Raw genomic sequence first — 16,773 nt, forward strand, 5'->3', positions numbered from 1 at the left:
TAAAGACCCAACCCGCGTTAGAATCTGTCATGGACTTTAGCCCCACACAGGAACAACGCCAGATACAGGAAATGGTCTCGGAGTTCGTCGACGACGAGGTCAAGCCGCGGGCGGCGGAGATCGACGAAACCGACGAGTTCCCGTGGGACCTCGTCGACGAGATGGCCGACCTCGGTCTGATGGGCATGCCGATTCCGGAGCAGTACGGCGGGGCCGAACTGGACTATCACAGCTACGCAATGGCCCTCGAAGAGATTTCGCGGGGAAGCGGCGGGCTCGGCACCATCGTCGCCGCACACATCTCGCTGGCCTGCAACATGATCTACGAGTTCGGCGACGAAGCGCAGAAAGAGACCTACCTCACGCCGCTGGCCGAAGGCGAGGAGATCGGCGCGTTCGCCCTCTCCGAAGCGGGCGCGGGCAGTGACGTGCCCGCGATGGACACCACTGCCGAACCGGTCGACGGCGGCGACACCTATCTGGTCAACGGCGGCAAGCTCTGGATCTCCAACGGCTCCGTCGCCGACACTGTCGTCCTGTTCGCAAAGACTGACCCCGAAGCCGGCAACAAGGGCATCTCGTCGTTCGTCGTTCGCCCCGAGGAGGACGACGGCTTCATCGTCGAAGGGACCGAGCACAAACTCGGCGACAAGGGCTGTCCGACCGCCGAACTGCGGTTCGACGATATGCGCATCCCCGCGGACCGCCGTCTCGGTGAGGAAGGCCGTGGGTTCGTCCACGCGCTCAAGACGCTCAACGGCGGGCGCATCACTATCGCGGCCCGCGGCGTCGGCATCGCCCAGGCCGCACTGGACGAGGCGCTGCAGTACGCGCAGGACCGCGAGCAGTTCGACCAGCCCATTAGCGATTTTCAGGCCATCCAGCACAAACTCGCCGATATGGACACGAAAACGCAGGCCGCCCGCCTGCTGATGCACCAGGCGGCCGACAAGAAGATGGCCGGCGAGTCCTTCGTCAAGGAGGCTGCACAGGCCAAACTCTACGCCTCTGAAGTGTCCCGGGAAGTGGCGAACGAGGGCATTCAGGTCCACGGCGGCTACGGCTACACGAAGGACTTCCCGGCCGAACGGTTCTACCGCGACGCCAAACTCAACGAGATCTACGAAGGGACCAGCGAGGTGCTGCGCAATACGATTGCCAGTGAACTCCTCGACTAAGGAAACGAGAGGAGCCCTTCGACGACCACCGCACGCGTGAAGTAGAACGGTTTTCCGTCCGCACGGTAGCGGTTCGCGCTGATGGTTCCAAGCGCGAGGAGTACCGCCACGCCGACGGTCCCGGCGAGCATTCCGACAATTTCCGACGGGTGGATGGCTGTGCGTGCGAACACGTACGTTGCGACGCTGGCGAGCGCCGCGAACGGGAGGGCGTCAAAGCCTGCCAGGAGGAGCGAGCGGGACAGGGACATACCTGTGTTCTGTGGGAGCGCTCACAAAAAGGATATCCCATCAGTAGCGGTGCAACGATTCGGCTGGGCAGACAATCAGCGGCGTCAGCCGTCCTCGTCGAGCGCTTCCCGAATCCACTCGAACTGGTCTCGAAGCCGCCGCTCACCGGCCTCGGTCAGCGAGTACTTGTCGGCGATGCCGTCCTCGCGGTGGGCGACGAACCCCGCCGACTCCAGCGCGTCGAGCGCGCCGTAGAAGCTCTTCGGTTCGATTCGCGTGTCGTAGCGGCGTTCGAGCCGCGTCTTCAGCCGCTGGCCGGAGAGTTCCCCGTCCTCGGCGGCGGCCAGCAGGATGCACATATCGCGCCGGCGGCCGCTCTGGAGCCACTTCGCCATAGGTGCCCGGTCACGGCCGCCCGGTTTCGCGTTTGCGGTTCCGAGCGGACCGCCAAGTTCGCATACCCCCGGTTCCTAGAGCCGCCGATGACCGATTCCGAACTCCCCGTCGAGGCGTCAGCCGACGGTATCACGGCCACCTACCGAGAGACCGACGAGGAACGGCTGCTGACATTCGAGAGCGACAGCGGGAGCGCCGCGGTCGCACAGAACATCGAGGGGTACGCGATGCTGAAGGTCCGACCGACCGCGGACGGCGACGAACTGGAGCGATACTACGGCTTCGATATGGCGCTCGACCACGCGGCGGAACTGCTCGGTGTGTCTCCGAACGCCCTTCCGGTCCCAGAGCCGGCTGCCGACATGGGGATGTAGCCACCCGGCTCGCACCCCACAGCGACTACTTGTTTGACTCGCGGGCGGGGGTGGGACGACACTGTGCCGGCTACTCGAAGCGGACTGGTACGTAGGTGAGGATGAACCAGTGCGTGAGCGACTGCAATCAGAGCGAGTCAGTACGCATTCGGAAAAAATAGCACTATATCTGATATATCTGATATGTTAGCAGTACGTATCGAACCGAGGCAATGGGACCGCTCTAAATACATCATACGAATATTATAAACTTGCTTTAATTATCACTCCTACCCCCCACTCGCATGGTCGATTTCACTCGACGGCAGGTGCTTTCACAGTCGGTGGCTGCTGCGCTTGGGGCCAGCGTCATCGGCGTGGCAAGTGGGGAAGAGGTCGAAGAGACAGACACACCGGGCGCTCCGAGCGTCGCCGGGAGTCTCAAACGCTTCTCGACGACGGCGTTCGGCGCGGAAGTGACCGGCCCGTTCGTCTTCGAGGACGGGTCACTGCTGTACAGTCTCCAGCACCCGGAGGGAGAGAACCCCGACCCGTTCGGACGGGCCGCAGTGGGCTATTTCAGCGGCTTCCAGTTCGAGTTCGATGGGAGTAACGACGATTTCCCGGAGGTGGGGGTTCCGGACACCGAGGAGAAACAGCGTCAGGTCCGGTCCGCGGCGGGCGACTACGAAATCCTCGTGCAGGGACGCGAACCGATCAACGGCGGGGCGGAACGGCTAGGTGTGGTCCAGACGCCCGACGGGACGGATATCACCCAGGAGAACTTCGCCGGTACCCAGTACGGTGGCGCGGCGACGAACCCCGACTGTAACCAGTTCGTCCCGACCAACGACGAGGGGACCGAGGGCTACCTGTTCACGAACTGGGAGAACAGCCCCGGATGCGTCTCGCGGGTCCCGCTTAGCCAGGACGAGAACGGCGAGTGGAGCGCGGACACCGGGAACGCGATGAACCTGACCAACACCCAATCCCTCCGTGAACACGGCGGGACGCGGATCAACTGCTACGGCGACCTCAGCCCGTGGGAGACGATGATTTCCGCCGAGGAGAACTACGCTCATGCCCGCGTTAGTCTGACGGCGACCGTGGGCGATATCGTCGAGGCGGGGTCAGGCGAGGGACTCATCGGTGGGTGTCAGTTCTGGAACCGGCCGAACCCGAGCGAGATATCGGGCGCGATCGAGTCCTACGCCGAGAGCGGCGACCTCGACGAGGACTTCGGCCCGCAGGGCTACTGGGCGCTGACCGGCGTCGAGTTCCTCGCGTACTACCTCGGTGCGGAGCGCGACGACCAGGGGGACGGCGAGAACCTCGCAACGACGCTGCTCGACGACGTGTATCCGAACCCGTACCGGTACGGGTACTTCGTCGACTTCCGGGAACCGACCGCTGACGAACCCGAAGCGGTCAAGTACTACGTGATGGGGCGGGCCTCGTGGGAGGCACCCGACATCGAAGGCGACCAGCGGACCCTCTACGGTTGCTCGGACGGCGACAGCAAGGGCATCTACAAGTTCGTCGCCGACGAGCCGATTCCGGAGTACGACGACCCGATGGACGTCGCCGGGACGCTGTACGCACCGAAGATCACGAACGACGCGGCCAACGCCGCCGAAGCCGGGGAGCGGAACTCCCCCGCACAGACCCCGCTGGAAATCGAGTGGCTCGAACTCGGTCACGCCACGAACAGCGAGGTCGAGTCCTGGGTCGCCGAGTACGACGACGTGACCCAGGCCGACTACCTCAGCGCACACGCCGACTGGGCGGACGGCGACGAGGTGACCGAGGCGGTCATCAAGCAGGCCGACCTGTCCGTCATCGAGAACGGGAACCGGAACTACATCACGAACGAGGAAATCGTCGAGTGGGCCGAGCAGTACGAGGCCAACGGTCCCGACGGCGTCGACGAGGACCTCCGACGCGTCCCGTTCCTGGAGACCCGCGCGGCCGCAAAAGAAATCGGCGCGTCTATCGAGTTCAACAAGGCCGAGGGCGTCGACAGCGTCGACGACTCCCAGCCCGGGGACTTCGTCTACTTCGGCATCTCGGAGTTCAACGACGCACTCGCGGACGACACCGGCGACATCCAGATGGACCGCGTCGACGGCGGCGTCGTCTACCGCGGGGTACTGGAGTCGGACTACAACGTCTCGACGCTCGAACCGGTCATCACCGGCCCCGACTTCACCGACTCGCCGGAGGACGCAAACGACGCGCTCCGGAACATCGACAACGTCTACACGATGCGCGACGGCCGCGTCATCTGCTGTGAGGACGGCTTCGGCGGCCCCGCGCGCTCGTACCCGAACGACGGCCTCTATGTCTACCAGCCCAACGTCGTCGTCAGCGCCAACTCCGCCGCGGTCGGCAGCGGGTCGACGGGTAGCGTCCCGCTGACCGCCTCGTCGCTCCCCGCTGGCTTCTCCGGCGCTCGGCTCACCGTCAGCGTCTCGAACCCCGAAATCGCGTCTATCACCGGCGTCTCATTCCCCGACGCGCTCGGACTCACCGAGAGTTCCATCAGCGACGACGGCTCGTCGGCGACAATCCGGGTTGCCGATGTCGACACGAACGTCCAGTCCGGCGCGATGGACGTGCCACTCGCAACGCTCGACGTCCGCGCCAACGGCGGTGGCACGACCGACCTGACCGTCTCCATCAAGCAGATGGACGACGAGAACGGCAACGCCATCGAGGCAGAGGTCCGAAACGGCATCGTCGTTGGCGGTCCGAAGACGGTCGTCGGCGACGCCGCGCCGACCGACCCCGACGGCGACGGCCACTTCGAGGACCTCAACGGCAACGGCCGTCTCGACTACGAGGACGTGCAGGTGCTGTTCTCGAACATGGACTCCGACAGCGTCCAGCTGAACACCGGCGCGTACGACTTCAACGAGAACGGCAAGATCGACTTCGCGGACGTGACGGCGCTCTACGAAGAGGTCAACTGACGACAGCGACCGAGTCCTCCTCCCATCTTTCGATACAGCAACACAATGACCGACGACACCACCTGTTCGATACGCGGTCGCGTCCGAACCGCCAGCCGCCCCCTGGCGCTCGTCGCGCTCGTCCTCCTCGCGGGGACGGTCCCCGCGCTCGCCACAGGGCAGAGCACGCCGACAATCAGCATCGAGGCCGGCTCCGTCGCCGCCGGCGAGACAACGACCGTTCCAGTGGTCCTGACGAGCGCGCCGGACGGCCTTGCCGGCTACCAGCTCGAACTCGCCGTCGACGACCCCGCAGTCGCCCGGTTCGGGAACGCGAGCTATCCCGACCGATTCGCGCTCACGACCGACCCCGTCGTTAGTTCAGACGGCGGGACGATCACGCTCGAAGCGGCTGACCTCGACGGCCAGATCGCACCCGGAGCCAGCGACGTGGTGCTCGCGACAGTCTCGCTTACCGGCGTCGACGGCGGTGAGACGCAGGTGACCGTCGCATCGAACCAGGTCGACGCCGACGGCGGCGGCGCAGTCGAGCCAGCGACCGAGCCGGCGGCGCTCGCAGTGTCACCGGGCGCGACGACGGAGACAGTGGCCGCCGTGACCGAAGTATCGTCACCCGCCAGCGAGCGCACAGCCGAGTCAGCGGGCACCGCGAGCGCCGCAGAGGACGGCTCCGCGGGCGGCGACCAGTCGACGACCGGCGCGAACGGTCCACTCCCAATAGCGCTGGCTATCGCCGCACTCGCCGCGGTGGCGGCGCTGGCAGCCAGACGCACTCAGCAACAGTAACTCCACAGCAATACCCACCTATGCCACAACCAGACACCACCGCTGCACCGACGGACAGTTCGATTTACCGCGAGTACATCCTCGACGTGCGCGTCGTCGAGCGAGCGACAGGCGACGGCGACACGCGCTACCGGTTCGAGGCCCCGGACCACGAGGGAGTCGAGTTCGAAGACCCCGAGATGGCGACGCTGTACGCCGACGTGTACTTCGACGTGAACGGATTCCAGGAGGCCGGGACCGGCGAACGAGGCGTGCCGCCGACGGTCATACAGGCCGGCCGTGATACGCTGGTCGCCTACTTCCTTACACAGGACGGTGTCGACGTCCACTGGGCCGCGTCGTTCTACGGCGAGAAACCGGAGAAAATCGAACGGTACGTCTCACGCGTCCGCAAGCGAGCAAAGAAGATCCGCGAGGGGGCGAAAGAGCAGGGCCACGCCTGACACGCCGTGTGGCTACTCCCGACCGAACAGCCGCTCTCGGAGGGAGCGCGACGACGGGCGCTCGGTCAGCAGGACCGGCGTATCGAGCGTCTCGATGACGTCGAACACCAGCGAGCCGCGAACGATGCGTGATAGCAGGCCTCGTTCCGTCGCGCCGACGATGACGAGGCTGTAGTCGCGGCCGATCCGTTCGATGGTCCTCTCGATGTCACCGGTTTCAATGCGTATCTCGGCGTCGGCCAAGTCGTGTTCCGCCGCCCACTCGCGCAGGAACGTGCGACCGCTCTCTTCTGCACCGGGGTCGACGACGTGGAGCAGGTCGACGGCTACGTCGACAGTTTCCTGGAGCGCTTTGGCGACCTCCGCGGAAAGGTCCGACGAGAGACCGCCAGCGGTCGGAACCAGGACGTCACTGAGGTCGAGGTCCTGCCCGTCCAGCACGAGGAAGTCACACGGCAAGTCGTGGGCCAGTTCGTCCAGCGTGCCTTCGGCGCGACCGCTGGCGAACTGGGTGCCGCCGTAGCCCATCACGACGGTGTCGGCGTCGTTTGTCCGAGCCGCGTCGAACACCTCCTCGATGCCGCGGTGTGAGAGGATCGTCTTCGTCTCTATCGGCACGTCGAAGGCCTCCGCGTCAGCCTTCGCGGCGTCCAGCAGGCTCTCCGAGGTAGCGTCTATCTGACCTCTGTCCGCGGCAGCGGTTTCGAGCGCGGTCTGGTCTGGGACTGTCACGATGTGGGTTGCGAGCACCCGTCCGCCTTCGTGTTTCGCCAGCGCGCCTGCGAGGGTGATGAGCGCGCTCTCGGTGCGGGGATTCGCCAGTGCCACCATAATCGTCGGTCCCTCGGTTCCGTTCGGTGCGACTGCGTCGGCGGCGTTTACCACCTGATCCGGAAGCTGTTCCTCGCGATTGCCGATGTAGTCGGAGAGTACGCCCTGCTGTGTGGTTTTGCCGCGCGCGTAGACGAAGTACCATGCGACCGCGACGAGGACGAATCCGGCCGACAGCGCAATCTCGATGCGGTCCATGAACGCGACGAGGCCAAGCGAGAGTACCGCACCGAGTATCGGCGTGATGGGGTACAGCGGCACCGTGAAGTCCGGGTCGTATTCCGGCACGTCGGCCTCGCGGAAGACGATGAGTCCCACGTTCATCAGGGCGTAGACGATGAGGTGGAGGACGCTGGCCGCCTTCGCCAGCACCTCGATGTCGCGACCGAGGAACACGATGAATACGATGATGAGTCCGCCGGTGACCAGAATCGAGCGGTAGGGCGTGGCGTAGTTGGGATGGATCTCGTTGAGCCAGTTCGTGACGATCTTGTCCCGGCCCATCGCGAAGTTGATCCGGGCCGAGGCGAGAATCGACGCGTTCGCGGAGGAAGCCGTCGCCAGCAGTGCGCCGACGGTCATTATGGCTGCCGCACCGGCGGCCACGCCGCCGATCGGGCCGATGGACTCCGGGAACGCGACCTGGGCGGCCTGTGCGACCGGCGCGTCCTGACTGAGGTCCGGCCACGGGACGACGCCGAGCATCATCGACACGAGGATGGCGTAGATGACGGTCACGATACCGACACTTCCGATGATAGCGATCGGGAGGTTCCGGCCCGGGTTTTTGAGTTCCTCGGCGACGGTCGCGATTTTCGCGTACCCGAGGAAGGAGACGAACACGAGCGCCGTCGCCGGGAGGATCGCGCCGGTCCCGAACGGCGCCAGGCCGTCCGATCCCACCAGCGTCGCGTAGTCGAAGGCGAAAAAGCCTGCAACGGCAAAGACGGTGAGAATAGAGAGCAGGATAAAGACGATGACCGTCTGGACGCCGCCGGTCTCCTTGGCACCGATGTAGTTGACGGCGACGAATATCGCCCCGGCGATGAGCGCCCCTATCTGAATCGGGTTGAGAAAGGCGACTTCGGGGAGCGGGACGAAGACGGCAAGATACTGGCCGAACCCGATGCAGTAGAACGCAGAGGCGAATGCTAGTCCCATCCAGTCGCCCATCCCGGCTATCGAGCCAAACAGCGGTCCGAGTGACTTGTTGATGTAGTAGTACCCGCCGCCCGCCTTCGGCATCGCCGTGCCGAGTTCCGAGACTGATAGCGCGTTCACCATCGCAATCAGTCCACCAACGACGAACGAGACGACGACGATGGGACCGGCCGCGTTCGCGGCCACGCCGGGCAGGACGAAGATACCGGCACCGATCATCGTCCCGATACCGATGGTCATCGCCGACACCAGCCCGAGGTCTTTCGCCAGTTCTTCGTCGCTCATTCCTTCGAGTCCGCCTGTGGAAGTGCAATTACTGGGACCTCCGCGTTTGTCACGAGCTTCAGCGAGAGATCACCGGAGAGGAACTGCATGAGGCGACCACCACCGCGGGATCGGTACGCGATAGCGCTCGCTCCGACTTCCTCGGCGGCATCGAAGATAGCCTCGACGACATCCCGAGCGTACGCGGTGCGGTCGTCGGCGTCAGGGAACACCGTCCTGACGGCCGCGTACGACTCTGCCGCCAGCTCTTCTGACTGCTCGACTGGCGTCTTGTCCGGAACACCCTCGCCTTTCTCGACGACGTGTAACGCCGTCACCTGCTCCGGCTCGTACGGTTCGAGCGCAGTCGCCGTCGCAAGCGCGTCGTCCTCGTTGCCAACCGGTAGCAAGACATGTGCAAGAATGTCCGTGGTTGTCTCGTTGGTGCTACTGTTCATACACAGACGGAGTAGATAGGTCGGTAAGAATGTGTCTACTTATATCGTATATTCGAACCTTATTTAAATATAGATGTTCGAATTCGGAAAACCAATCGTCGTCAACGGAACACTCGGACCGGTACCTGTCTGTATATAGCGAGTTCCGTTGCGGAAGGGAAAACCCTACAGCAGCGCTGTTCCCGAGTATCTCCGTCGGAAGCAGCGCTGTTGGAACGTGGGGCTTTTTCATATCGGGAGTGTGAGCGTCAGTTAATGGTCGGTGATCAGTGATGTCGGTTCGCGTCGACTGGCGACAGAGTGTCGCCCTGACCGGCACTGTAATCAAGTATCTCGCCGTCGCAATGCTGGTCCCGCTCGGGATCAGTTTTCTGTACGGAGAAGATACCGTCGTCTTTCTGATTTCTATCGCGATCGCCATCACGCTCGGCATAGCGCTGGAGCAAGCCAGCGACAGTCACGAACTCGGGCCACGCGAGGCGCTGCTGTTCGTCGGCCTCTCCTGGGGTGCTGTCGCGGTTATCGGCGCGATTCCCTACGTTATCGCCGGCTGGGGGACCGAATCAGCGCTCGGTGAGCCCGTGAACGCGCTGTTCGAGTCGATGTCCGGTTTCACCACAACTGGGGCGACTGTCACCAACGAAATATCGTTTGCCCGCCACTCCCACGCGCTGTTGATGTGGCGACAGCTCACCCAGTGGCTCGGCGGGATGGGTATCATCGTTCTGATGGTCGCCATTCTTCCGGAAGCGGCCGTCAACGGAGCGCAGTTGATCGAATCCGAAGCGCCCGGCCCAGAACTCCAGAAGCTGACGCCGAAGATAGCCGAAACCGCACGGCTCCTCTGGCTGTTCTATCTGGGCTTTACCGTTCTGTATATCCTCATTCTGCTCGGCCTCCATTACACGGGCTATGCACCGAACATGGATGCGTATAATGCCGTCGCACACGGATTCACGACGCTGCCCACCGGCGGGTTCTCCCCCCAGGCCGAGAGCATCGCCTACTTCTCACCGGCCGTCCAGTGGGTCGTCATCCCGTTCATGCTCATCGCCGGGATGAACTTCGCGCTGTTTTACCTCCTGTTACAGGACGAGTACGCCGCCTTCCTTCAGGACCGCGAACTCCAGGCGTACCTCGGTGCGAACGCCGGCGTGGCCGTCATCCTCTGGGGACTGCTCTTTACCGGGTCCGCGCCGCCGCTCGAACTCGGCGGTGTGACACAGGGGGCACTGGAGAACTCGCTCCGGCAAGCCACGTTCCAGGTCGCCTCGCTGCTGAACTCGACCGGGTACGCGACCAGTAACTTCGCCGAATGGGGTAACACCGCAAAGGGAGTCCTCCTGTTCGCGATGTTCATCGGTGGCTCCGCAGGGTCGACCGGTGGCGGTGTCAAGATAGTCCGATGGCTGGTCGTGCTCAAGAGCATCCGACGCCAACTGTTCACGACAGCTCATCCCAGCGCTGTCAAACCAGTTCGGCTCGGCGGGCAGGTCATCGACGAGGACGTCATCAACGCGATATACGGGTTCACGCTGTTGTACCTGCTCACGTTCGGTGTCGCGACAGTGTTTCTCCTCCTCGATGCAGGCCGTGTCGGGCTCGACCTGACTGTCTTCGAAGCCAGCAGCGCAAGCCTAGCGACCATCGGGAACATCGGCCCTGGATTCGGGTTTCTGGGGCCGTTCGGGACCTACGAACGCTTCCCGGAGACCAGCAAACTGCTGATGATATTCCTGATGTGGATCGGTCGACTGGAGATCATTCCGGTGTTCGTGATATTTACCGGGGCGTTCTGGAACGAGTGAGTGCGGGAGACTCGTTCCGTCGGCAGTTCTAGCTGGCAGTTCAGTTATGTACCTACCCGACGGAGACTACGGTATGACCAGTCCTGCAGACGAACCGACGCCACCTGAGGGGGTTCCGGACCGGGTAGCGACGGACCTACCGGAGTTGACGCCTGAAGAACTCCGCAACACGATCATCTACGCGCAGGAACTGCTGCAGTTCCACGACGAGACGGCGTCGCCGATAGAACCGGGTCCCAACGAAGACATCATCCGGGCAACCGAACGCGACGGCTACACTGAGGTGGTAAAGCTGGCTTCCTGTGCTCAGGGCTGTGACGACTGTCCCCACGGTCCGTATCTCTACCACGTCAAACAGGAATCCCGACCCGAGGGTGGAACGAAGGCACGCTGGATGTTCCTCGGCGAGGTCTATCCCGACGACGGAGAGTAAGGGGCCGCCCGCTCAACTACGGTTCCAGCCCGTACAGTCCAGCGCGGATGAACACGAGTATCGGGATGATTTCCAGCCGGCCGACCCACATATTCAGCACGAACATCCCCTCTGCAAGCGGGGGCATCGACGGGCCGGTGATTCCCGAGGAGAGGCCGACGTTCCCCTGTGCGCTGGCGACTTCGAACAGGGCATCGGCGTAGCCGAACTCCGGTCCCGCGACGTTGGTGAGAACGATGCTGCTGACCACCAGAATGATGAGCCACAGTAGCGTGACGATGGCCGCTTCGCTGAACTCCCGTTCCATCGATTCGCGGTCGAGCGTCCGGTCGCCGATTCGGGCCGTAATCACCGCGTTCGTCGGGAGAAACACCCGCGAGAACTGCCAGATGATGCCGCGAGCGATGGTGTAGCCGCGGATGATCTTGATGCCGCCGACGGTGGATCCGGCAGCGCCGCCGAGCACCATCGCGCCGACCACGAGCACCTTCCCGCCAGCGAGCCAGCGGCCGATCGGGGCCGACTGGAACCCGGTACAGCTGAGGGCGCTGACCCACTGGAACGTCGAGTCCCGGACCGCATCGAGCTGTGCGGCGTCGAGCATCGGCACCGAAAACGGCAGGAACGACTGGGTGGCAAACGCCTCGGTCGTCGCGGGCACGGACCATACGTTCTGTACCGAGAGCGCGACGACGCCGAGCGCGAGCAGGATGAACAGCCAGCGAGTCTGTAAGTCCGACACCAGTTCGCGAACTTGCCTGTCGTGCAGGACGACGTAGTGGACCGGGAACGCGACCGCACCGAGAATCATGATCGGCAACAGGACGGTCTCGACGAGCGGCGAATTGTACGTCGCAATCGAGTTGTCCGTGACCGAGAACCCGCCAGTCGTCAGCCCGGTCATGGCGTGGTTGAGCGCCTGCCAGGCGACCTCCCACAGCGGCAGCGATTCGGCGTACTCGCTATCGCTGGCGAGGATGGCACCGAACAGGAGCGCGAACGAGAGCACCGTGTAGCCGACGACGAGTTTCCAGACCGTTCGGACGGTGGAGACGACGCTCGGGTGGATCTTCTCCTCGCGGGCCTCGCTCTGGTAGAGCGCGTAACTGCCGCTGCCGGGCCGCGAGAGGATGGAGACGGTCAGGACGATGACGCCGACGCCGCCGACGTACTGGATGAACGACCGCCACCACTGAACTGCGCGGGGGAGCGAGGGCTCGTGAATCGCCATCGTCAGGCCGCTCCCGGTCCATCCGCTCATGCTCTCGAAGAAAGCGTGGAGCGGGTTCCGGAAGTACGCCAGACTGGAGAGCGTCGTCGTCCCGCCGACCCTGATCGGCTCCCACGTACTCGTGTCCGTTCCGACTGGAACGAACGTATCCATGACGGCGGGGGGCGTGAACCACGCGGTCAACAGGAACGGCAGCGAGCCGAACGTGGCGACCATCAGCCACCCGCCGGCGGCGATTACCATGCCGTGTTTCATCTCTGGGGCCGGCGCGTCAGTGAAGCCACGGTTCGCGAGACCGCCGACGGCGGCGGTCACCCCGGCCGCGGTGAAGAACCCGAGAGCGGCGTGAAACTCCCGAAAGCCGAGCGCAATGGCGGCCGTGATCGTCATCAGCCCGGCCTCCATCAGCAGGAGCGAGCCGATGTCCCTGGTGATGATTTTCAGGTCCGTCGGGAACAGCCCGCCGTTCCGTCGTGACATATCAGTTGTGGTCCTCGGCGTGACCGAAGATGTCGGTCACCTCGGGCGTCGCACCGTCTCCCGAGTAGACCGTGAGGAGGTCGTTTGCCTCGATTCGCGTATCGCCGCGGGGCGTTATCGGGTCGCCCTCCCCGTTGCGTTCAATGGCCACGATGAGCGTCTGGCCGCCGATGAGGCCCTCCGTGTTCGCCTCCTGCAGTGTTTTGCCTGCGATCGGTGCACCGGGCGTGACAGTGATCTCGAACACTTCCGCCTGCTCGCCGATGCGCATGAAGTCGACGATAGACGGCCGCTTGACGGCCCGATAGAGGTACTCGGCGATGAGCCGCTGTGGGTTCTGCATCGTGTTGACGCCGATCTGGCGGAACACGTTCATGTGCTCGGGGTTGTGGACGACTGAGACAATGTCCGGCACTTCCAGTTCCTGTGCCAGCAGACAGACCATGATGTTCGTCGCGTCCTGATCGGTCGTCGATATGAGCGCATCGGCACGGTCCGCACCGGCGTCCTCTAGCGTGTCTTTCGACGTCGCATCGTCGTTGATAACGAGACAGTCGTACTGTCTCGACGCACGTTCCGCTCGCTCCTCGTCCCTTTCGATGGCAACGACCTCGTTGCCGCCTGCTGTCGCGATTTCAAGCAACGGCGACCCGATATCACCGGCGCCGACGATGACGATATACATTTTTGCCAGTGTACTGAACCGATGGTTGAAAGACTACCGTTATCAATCACAAGCAAGCCACTGCGGCGGTTCGGCCTGTCGGTGCCCGCCCCGCTCCCAAACCACTATACTGTCCCCGATTGAATCGTTCGGTATGGCACACCTCACCGAGCAATTCGATCATCCGGCCTGGCTGACAGCCGCCGGGACACTCGCCGGCTACGGCCTCGTCCTCCTGTTCATGTTCCTGTTACTGTTCGTCGTTCCGTACTTCCTGTTCCCGGCCTGAGACGGGACGGTGTGAACCGCCTCGGGGTCAAGCCCCGAGGCTTCCCGTGGTTTAGTCGGACACTCCCATCCGACCATCGGCCTGATAGCCTCGGGCGGTCGGTTGGGTCACGGTCGGGGCGTCCACGGCCCCCGATGCCTNTTAGTCGGACACTCCCATCCGACCATCGGCCTGATAGCCTCGGGCGGTCGGTTGGGTCACGGTCGGGGCGTCCACGGCCCCCGATGCCTGCCGTCGCACCTTCCGAACTTGAGGAAGGCTGTTGAGAGCAGGCACATTCCAATCGAGTTTCTTCATGCCTTTCACAGCGATATTGACGCTTGCACCACGGTCGCTGTGGTCTTGATGTGAACACGACCGACACTTGAACCGCTTTTTGTTGCGGTTCGCACGCTCAGTATGTTCACACATCGGACACCGTTGGCTCGTGTATTCGGGGTTAATCCATTCAGTCGGAAAACCCTCGAACGCCGCCTTGTACGACGTATAGAACTGGAGGGCACGGAACGGGAGGTGGTGCAAGCGTCGGTTCATCCGCGTGCCGTAGTCGATACTGTCGCGCATCTCTTTGAGGTCTTCAAAGACGATACACGGCTTCTCGAACTGCTGGCTCCACTCAACGATGTGGCGGCTCACCTTGTGGAGTCGGTCGCGGACAAATCGTTCCTCACGTCCTTCGAGCGTGTCGTGGATGCTGTCCTTCCCCGCGTTCTGGACGCGCTTCCGCATCGTGAAGTAGCGGTGACGCTCGAACTTGATTTCGGGNTCGAGCGTGTCGTGGATGCTGTCCTTCCCCGCGTTCTGGACGCGCTTCCGCATCGTGAAGTAGCGGTGACGCTCGAACTTGATTTCGGGGAAGTCAATAACCAACGAGTCCTCAATGCCATCCTCGGAGAGAGCGGTGAGAGCCACGTTGTCTTCGTTCACGTCCACACCGACGACCGTCCGCGAGTCCTGCTTGTCTCGAACGGTCTGTTCGGTGTTGGTGACGTTGACGTGCAACTCAGCGTTGTCGTTGTGGAACAGGGCTTCCGCCGTCCCAATCTTCCACTCATCGCTTTCGAGTGCGGTCTGGAGAATGTCGAGGTTGGCGTCACTCCCTTTGAGGACGCCCGTGACGTGCTTGTACGGCTTCGCGCTGATGCGGAACGCCACGTCGCCGTCGTCGGTGAGCGACAGGTTGTACCCCTCCTCGTAGTTCGTTCGGAGGGGGTACGCGCCGTCCTTGGTGTGACTGGGTTTGCCGAAGTCGTCGTACTCGTAGTAGTTCTCCATCGCGCCGAGTGCTTTGGCGACGACGCGCTGTGTCGTGTTTTTCACGAGGTTGGCGTCGTCGGCTACACGGTCGGGAAGCGCGTCCCAGTCGACGCCTTGCTTGGCGAGACGGATGGTTTCGTTGTACACCGACCGCGCTTCGAGGGTGGCGTCGTACAGCAGGCTCTCGTTGTCACTCTGGATGTCGAGTTGGAAGTCCAGCGTCTTGACGAGAGCCTGTGAGTCGGTCATTCTTGCTCGTTGGGTTGGACGTGACGGTAGTGGAGGAGGAGCGTGCGGAGTACGCTGTCGAAACTCGTGTGGCCCTCCTCGTCCTTGAGTTCGTCAAGGTCGTCGTACACGGTGTCGGATACCTTGAGTTGTTTCGTCACGTCTACCCCTTGTTCTTCCACAGTTAAAAGTTTACTTGTGGTGGTCTGTAAGTCACTTCAAAGAATACTTTCGATCGGTCGTTGTATTGGTATGTATGGGCGAGAAGCGGTCGAACCACACGGTGTACAACATTAACTACCACTTCGTGTGGTGTCCGAAGTACCGCCACACCATTCTCGAACCAATCGAGGATTCGCTGGAAGCGAGTTTCCGTGCCATGTGCGACGAGTACGGCTACGAGATACTGTCGTCGTCCGAAAATCGGAGATTTTCGTGATCACGAGAGACTGCGTCTCTCGAACGACTCCACATCTCACCCGACCACGTACACCTGTTCCTGTCAGCCCACCCGAAGCATGCGCCGAGCGAGATTGTGCGAACGGTCAAGAGCATCACGGCGCGGGAGATGTGGGAACAGCACGAGTCGTACTTGAAGGAGTATCTGTGGGGAGGTGGGTTCTGGGAGGAATCGTACTACGTGGGGACGGCGGGTGATGTTTCGACCGACACGATTGAGCAGTATATCGAGCGAACGGAACACGTTTAACGGGGCTTACGGCCTTCACCCTCGGGGTCAAGCCCCGAGGCACTCGGCCTGCTCCGCCAGTAGATTGGTTCCGGGTAGCCCCCGGCGTCGGAACAGACCGGGAGATCGCGCAAACAATCCGTATGCGTCGAAGCCGTCCCACCGGCCGCTACTCGTACCTCGAATCGATGAGAAATCCGAGCGAGATGAGTCCACAGACCATCGACAGGAACCCGATCATAGCGAGGCCAAACGGCGGGTCGTTGCCGGGATAGGTTACGAGTCCGCCGAAGGAGCCGATACTGATGCCCCACAGGCCGACCGTTAGCACGAGGTCCGCGTACGTGTTCCAGGCGTCTTCGAGCGCGGGTTCGACGCGAGCGAGCCACCATTCTGATGTCTCCGCTGGAGGTGACGACCCGCGACCCAGAACCTGGCGAACTGCGGGCCGGCCGCCGGCGACGGCGAGTGCAGCAGTAGCGAGTACCGCAATTCCCGCCAGCACTGACACTGGGGCCGCCCGGACCTGCAACAACAGAAACAGGCTGACGTAGCCCAGAACCGCGATGCCTGCCGTGAGTCCCCGGAGTGTGTTCCCGATGCTCATTTCCCGTTGCTGGTT

The 16,773-nt window shown here is 62.9% G+C and carries 17 protein-coding genes and 1 pseudogene; 9 read left to right on the forward strand and 9 right to left on the reverse strand.

Features of this window, described 5'->3' with window-relative positions; all coding sequences use genetic code 11:
* Positions 1–29: 29 nt before the first annotated feature.
* Positions 30–1,178: an acyl-CoA dehydrogenase gene (locus C442_RS07885; RefSeq protein ID WP_008309330.1), complete on the forward strand. Its 1,149-nt coding sequence runs from the start codon at positions 30–32 to the stop codon at positions 1,176–1,178.
* On the opposite strand, the gene C442_RS07890 is transcribed toward C442_RS07885, so the two are convergent.
* Both C442_RS07890 and C442_RS07895 read right to left on the reverse strand, forming a co-directional pair.
* A complete protein-coding gene (locus tag C442_RS07890; RefSeq protein WP_008309331.1) occupies positions 1,175–1,429 on the reverse strand; it encodes a hypothetical protein in 255 nt (84 codons plus the stop codon). The genes C442_RS07885 and C442_RS07890 overlap by 4 nt on opposite strands.
* A gap of 84 nt (positions 1,430–1,513) precedes the next feature.
* Positions 1,514–1,804: a PadR family transcriptional regulator gene (locus C442_RS07895; protein WP_008309332.1), complete on the reverse strand. Its 291-nt coding sequence runs from the start codon at positions 1,802–1,804 to the stop codon at positions 1,514–1,516.
* 87 nt (positions 1,805–1,891) lie between these two features.
* On the opposite strand from C442_RS07895, the gene C442_RS07900 reads away from it, so the two are divergent.
* From C442_RS07900 to C442_RS07915, 4 genes are all read left to right on the forward strand, one after another.
* Positions 1,892–2,179: a DUF7111 family protein gene (locus C442_RS07900; RefSeq protein WP_008309333.1), complete on the forward strand. Its 288-nt coding sequence runs from the start codon at positions 1,892–1,894 to the stop codon at positions 2,177–2,179.
* A 284-nt stretch (positions 2,180–2,463) separates the two neighbouring features.
* Positions 2,464–5,130: an alkaline phosphatase PhoX gene (locus C442_RS07905; protein WP_008309334.1), complete on the forward strand. Its 2,667-nt coding sequence runs from the start codon at positions 2,464–2,466 to the stop codon at positions 5,128–5,130.
* Between the two features lie 45 nt (positions 5,131–5,175).
* Positions 5,176–5,916 carry a cell surface protein gene (locus C442_RS07910; RefSeq protein ID WP_008309335.1) on the forward strand — a complete coding sequence of 247 codons (741 nt, stop codon included), beginning with the start codon at positions 5,176–5,178 and terminating at the stop codon, positions 5,914–5,916.
* A 20-nt stretch (positions 5,917–5,936) separates the two neighbouring features.
* Positions 5,937–6,359, forward strand: coding sequence for a hypothetical protein (locus C442_RS07915; protein WP_008309336.1), 423 nt, complete (start codon positions 5,937–5,939; stop codon positions 6,357–6,359).
* Positions 6,360–6,371: 12 nt separating this feature from the next.
* Here C442_RS07915 and C442_RS07920 read toward each other — a convergent pair whose 3' ends face one another.
* Positions 6,372–8,636, reverse strand: a complete 2,265-nt coding sequence (locus tag C442_RS07920; protein WP_008309337.1) for an amino acid permease — start codon at positions 8,634–8,636, stop codon at positions 6,372–6,374.
* Positions 8,633–9,073: a universal stress protein gene (locus C442_RS07925; RefSeq protein WP_008309338.1), complete on the reverse strand. Its 441-nt coding sequence runs from the start codon at positions 9,071–9,073 to the stop codon at positions 8,633–8,635. Before C442_RS07925 ends, C442_RS07920 begins: the two co-directional genes overlap by 4 nt.
* 272 nt (positions 9,074–9,345) lie before the next feature.
* Here C442_RS07925 and C442_RS07930 point away from each other — a divergent pair, with 272 nt between their 5' ends.
* Both C442_RS07930 and C442_RS07935 read left to right on the forward strand, forming a co-directional pair.
* Positions 9,346–10,881 carry a TrkH family potassium uptake protein gene (locus C442_RS07930; RefSeq protein WP_008309339.1) on the forward strand — a complete coding sequence of 512 codons (1,536 nt, stop codon included), beginning with the start codon at positions 9,346–9,348 and terminating at the stop codon, positions 10,879–10,881.
* Positions 10,882–10,954: 73 nt separating this feature from the next.
* Positions 10,955–11,314, forward strand: coding sequence for a hypothetical protein (locus C442_RS07935; protein WP_014040258.1), 360 nt, complete (start codon positions 10,955–10,957; stop codon positions 11,312–11,314).
* A 16-nt stretch (positions 11,315–11,330) separates the two neighbouring features.
* Here C442_RS07935 and C442_RS07940 read toward each other — a convergent pair whose 3' ends face one another.
* Both C442_RS07940 and C442_RS07945 read right to left on the reverse strand, forming a co-directional pair.
* Positions 11,331–13,025, reverse strand: a complete 1,695-nt coding sequence (locus C442_RS07940) for a potassium transporter TrkG (RefSeq protein ID WP_008309341.1) — start codon at positions 13,023–13,025, stop codon at positions 11,331–11,333.
* Between the two features lies 1 nt (position 13,026).
* Positions 13,027–13,710, reverse strand: a complete 684-nt coding sequence (locus tag C442_RS07945) for a potassium channel family protein (RefSeq protein ID WP_008309344.1) — start codon at positions 13,708–13,710, stop codon at positions 13,027–13,029.
* A 133-nt stretch (positions 13,711–13,843) separates the two neighbouring features.
* Here C442_RS07945 and C442_RS22870 point away from each other — a divergent pair, with 133 nt between their 5' ends.
* Positions 13,844–13,978: a hypothetical protein gene (locus C442_RS22870; protein ID WP_008309346.1), complete on the forward strand. Its 135-nt coding sequence runs from the start codon at positions 13,844–13,846 to the stop codon at positions 13,976–13,978.
* A 141-nt stretch (positions 13,979–14,119) separates the two neighbouring features.
* On the opposite strand, the gene C442_RS07950 is transcribed toward C442_RS22870, so the two are convergent.
* Together C442_RS07950 and C442_RS22085 are read right to left on the reverse strand one after the other, a co-directional pair.
* Positions 14,120–15,484, reverse strand: a complete 1,365-nt coding sequence (locus tag C442_RS07950) for an RNA-guided endonuclease TnpB family protein (RefSeq protein ID WP_008309348.1) — start codon at positions 15,482–15,484, stop codon at positions 14,120–14,122.
* Positions 15,481–15,645 (reverse strand): hypothetical protein, encoded by a 165-nt coding sequence (locus C442_RS22085; protein ID WP_162531016.1) that lies wholly within the window; start codon positions 15,643–15,645, stop codon positions 15,481–15,483. Before C442_RS22085 ends, C442_RS07950 begins: the two co-directional genes overlap by 4 nt.
* A 74-nt stretch (positions 15,646–15,719) precedes the next feature.
* Here C442_RS22085 and tnpA point away from each other — a divergent pair.
* Positions 15,720–16,172: pseudogene (tnpA, locus tag C442_RS07955) on the forward strand (IS200/IS605 family transposase).
* 148 nt (positions 16,173–16,320) lie between these two features.
* Here tnpA and C442_RS07960 read toward each other — a convergent pair.
* Entirely contained in the window at positions 16,321–16,758 is a 438-nt protein-coding gene (locus C442_RS07960) for a hypothetical protein (RefSeq protein WP_008309350.1), read from the reverse strand.
* Between the last annotated feature and the right edge of the window lie 15 nt (positions 16,759–16,773).

This window comes from Haloarcula amylolytica JCM 13557 (genome assembly GCF_000336615.1).
Classification (GTDB): domain Archaea; phylum Halobacteriota; class Halobacteria; order Halobacteriales; family Haloarculaceae; genus Haloarcula; species Haloarcula amylolytica.

Bases quoted from the DNA above. Each gene is read 5' to 3' on its own strand.
- C442_RS07885 (WP_008309330.1), top strand. From the start codon at position 30: ATGGACTTTAGCCCCACACAGGAACAACGCCAGATACAGGAAATGGTC.
- C442_RS07890 (WP_008309331.1), bottom strand. From the start codon at position 1,429: ATGTCCCTGTCCCGCTCGCTCCTCCTGGCAGGCTTTGACGCCCTCCCG.
- C442_RS07895 (WP_008309332.1), bottom strand. From the start codon at position 1,804: ATGGCGAAGTGGCTCCAGAGCGGCCGCCGGCGCGATATGTGCATCCTG.
- C442_RS07900 (WP_008309333.1), top strand. From the start codon at position 1,892: ATGACCGATTCCGAACTCCCCGTCGAGGCGTCAGCCGACGGTATCACG.
- C442_RS07905 (WP_008309334.1), top strand. From the start codon at position 2,464: ATGGTCGATTTCACTCGACGGCAGGTGCTTTCACAGTCGGTGGCTGCT.
- C442_RS07910 (WP_008309335.1), top strand. From the start codon at position 5,176: ATGACCGACGACACCACCTGTTCGATACGCGGTCGCGTCCGAACCGCC.
- C442_RS07915 (WP_008309336.1), top strand. From the start codon at position 5,937: ATGCCACAACCAGACACCACCGCTGCACCGACGGACAGTTCGATTTAC.
- C442_RS07920 (WP_008309337.1), bottom strand. From the start codon at position 8,636: ATGAGCGACGAAGAACTGGCGAAAGACCTCGGGCTGGTGTCGGCGATG.
- C442_RS07925 (WP_008309338.1), bottom strand. From the start codon at position 9,073: ATGAACAGTAGCACCAACGAGACAACCACGGACATTCTTGCACATGTC.
- C442_RS07930 (WP_008309339.1), top strand. From the start codon at position 9,346: ATGTCGGTTCGCGTCGACTGGCGACAGAGTGTCGCCCTGACCGGCACT.
- C442_RS07935 (WP_014040258.1), top strand. From the start codon at position 10,955: ATGACCAGTCCTGCAGACGAACCGACGCCACCTGAGGGGGTTCCGGAC.
- C442_RS07940 (WP_008309341.1), bottom strand. From the start codon at position 13,025: ATGTCACGACGGAACGGCGGGCTGTTCCCGACGGACCTGAAAATCATC.
- C442_RS07945 (WP_008309344.1), bottom strand. From the start codon at position 13,710: ATGTATATCGTCATCGTCGGCGCCGGTGATATCGGGTCGCCGTTGCTT.
- C442_RS22870 (WP_008309346.1), top strand. From the start codon at position 13,844: ATGGCACACCTCACCGAGCAATTCGATCATCCGGCCTGGCTGACAGCC.
- C442_RS07960 (WP_008309350.1), bottom strand. From the start codon at position 16,758: ATGAGCATCGGGAACACACTCCGGGGACTCACGGCAGGCATCGCGGTT.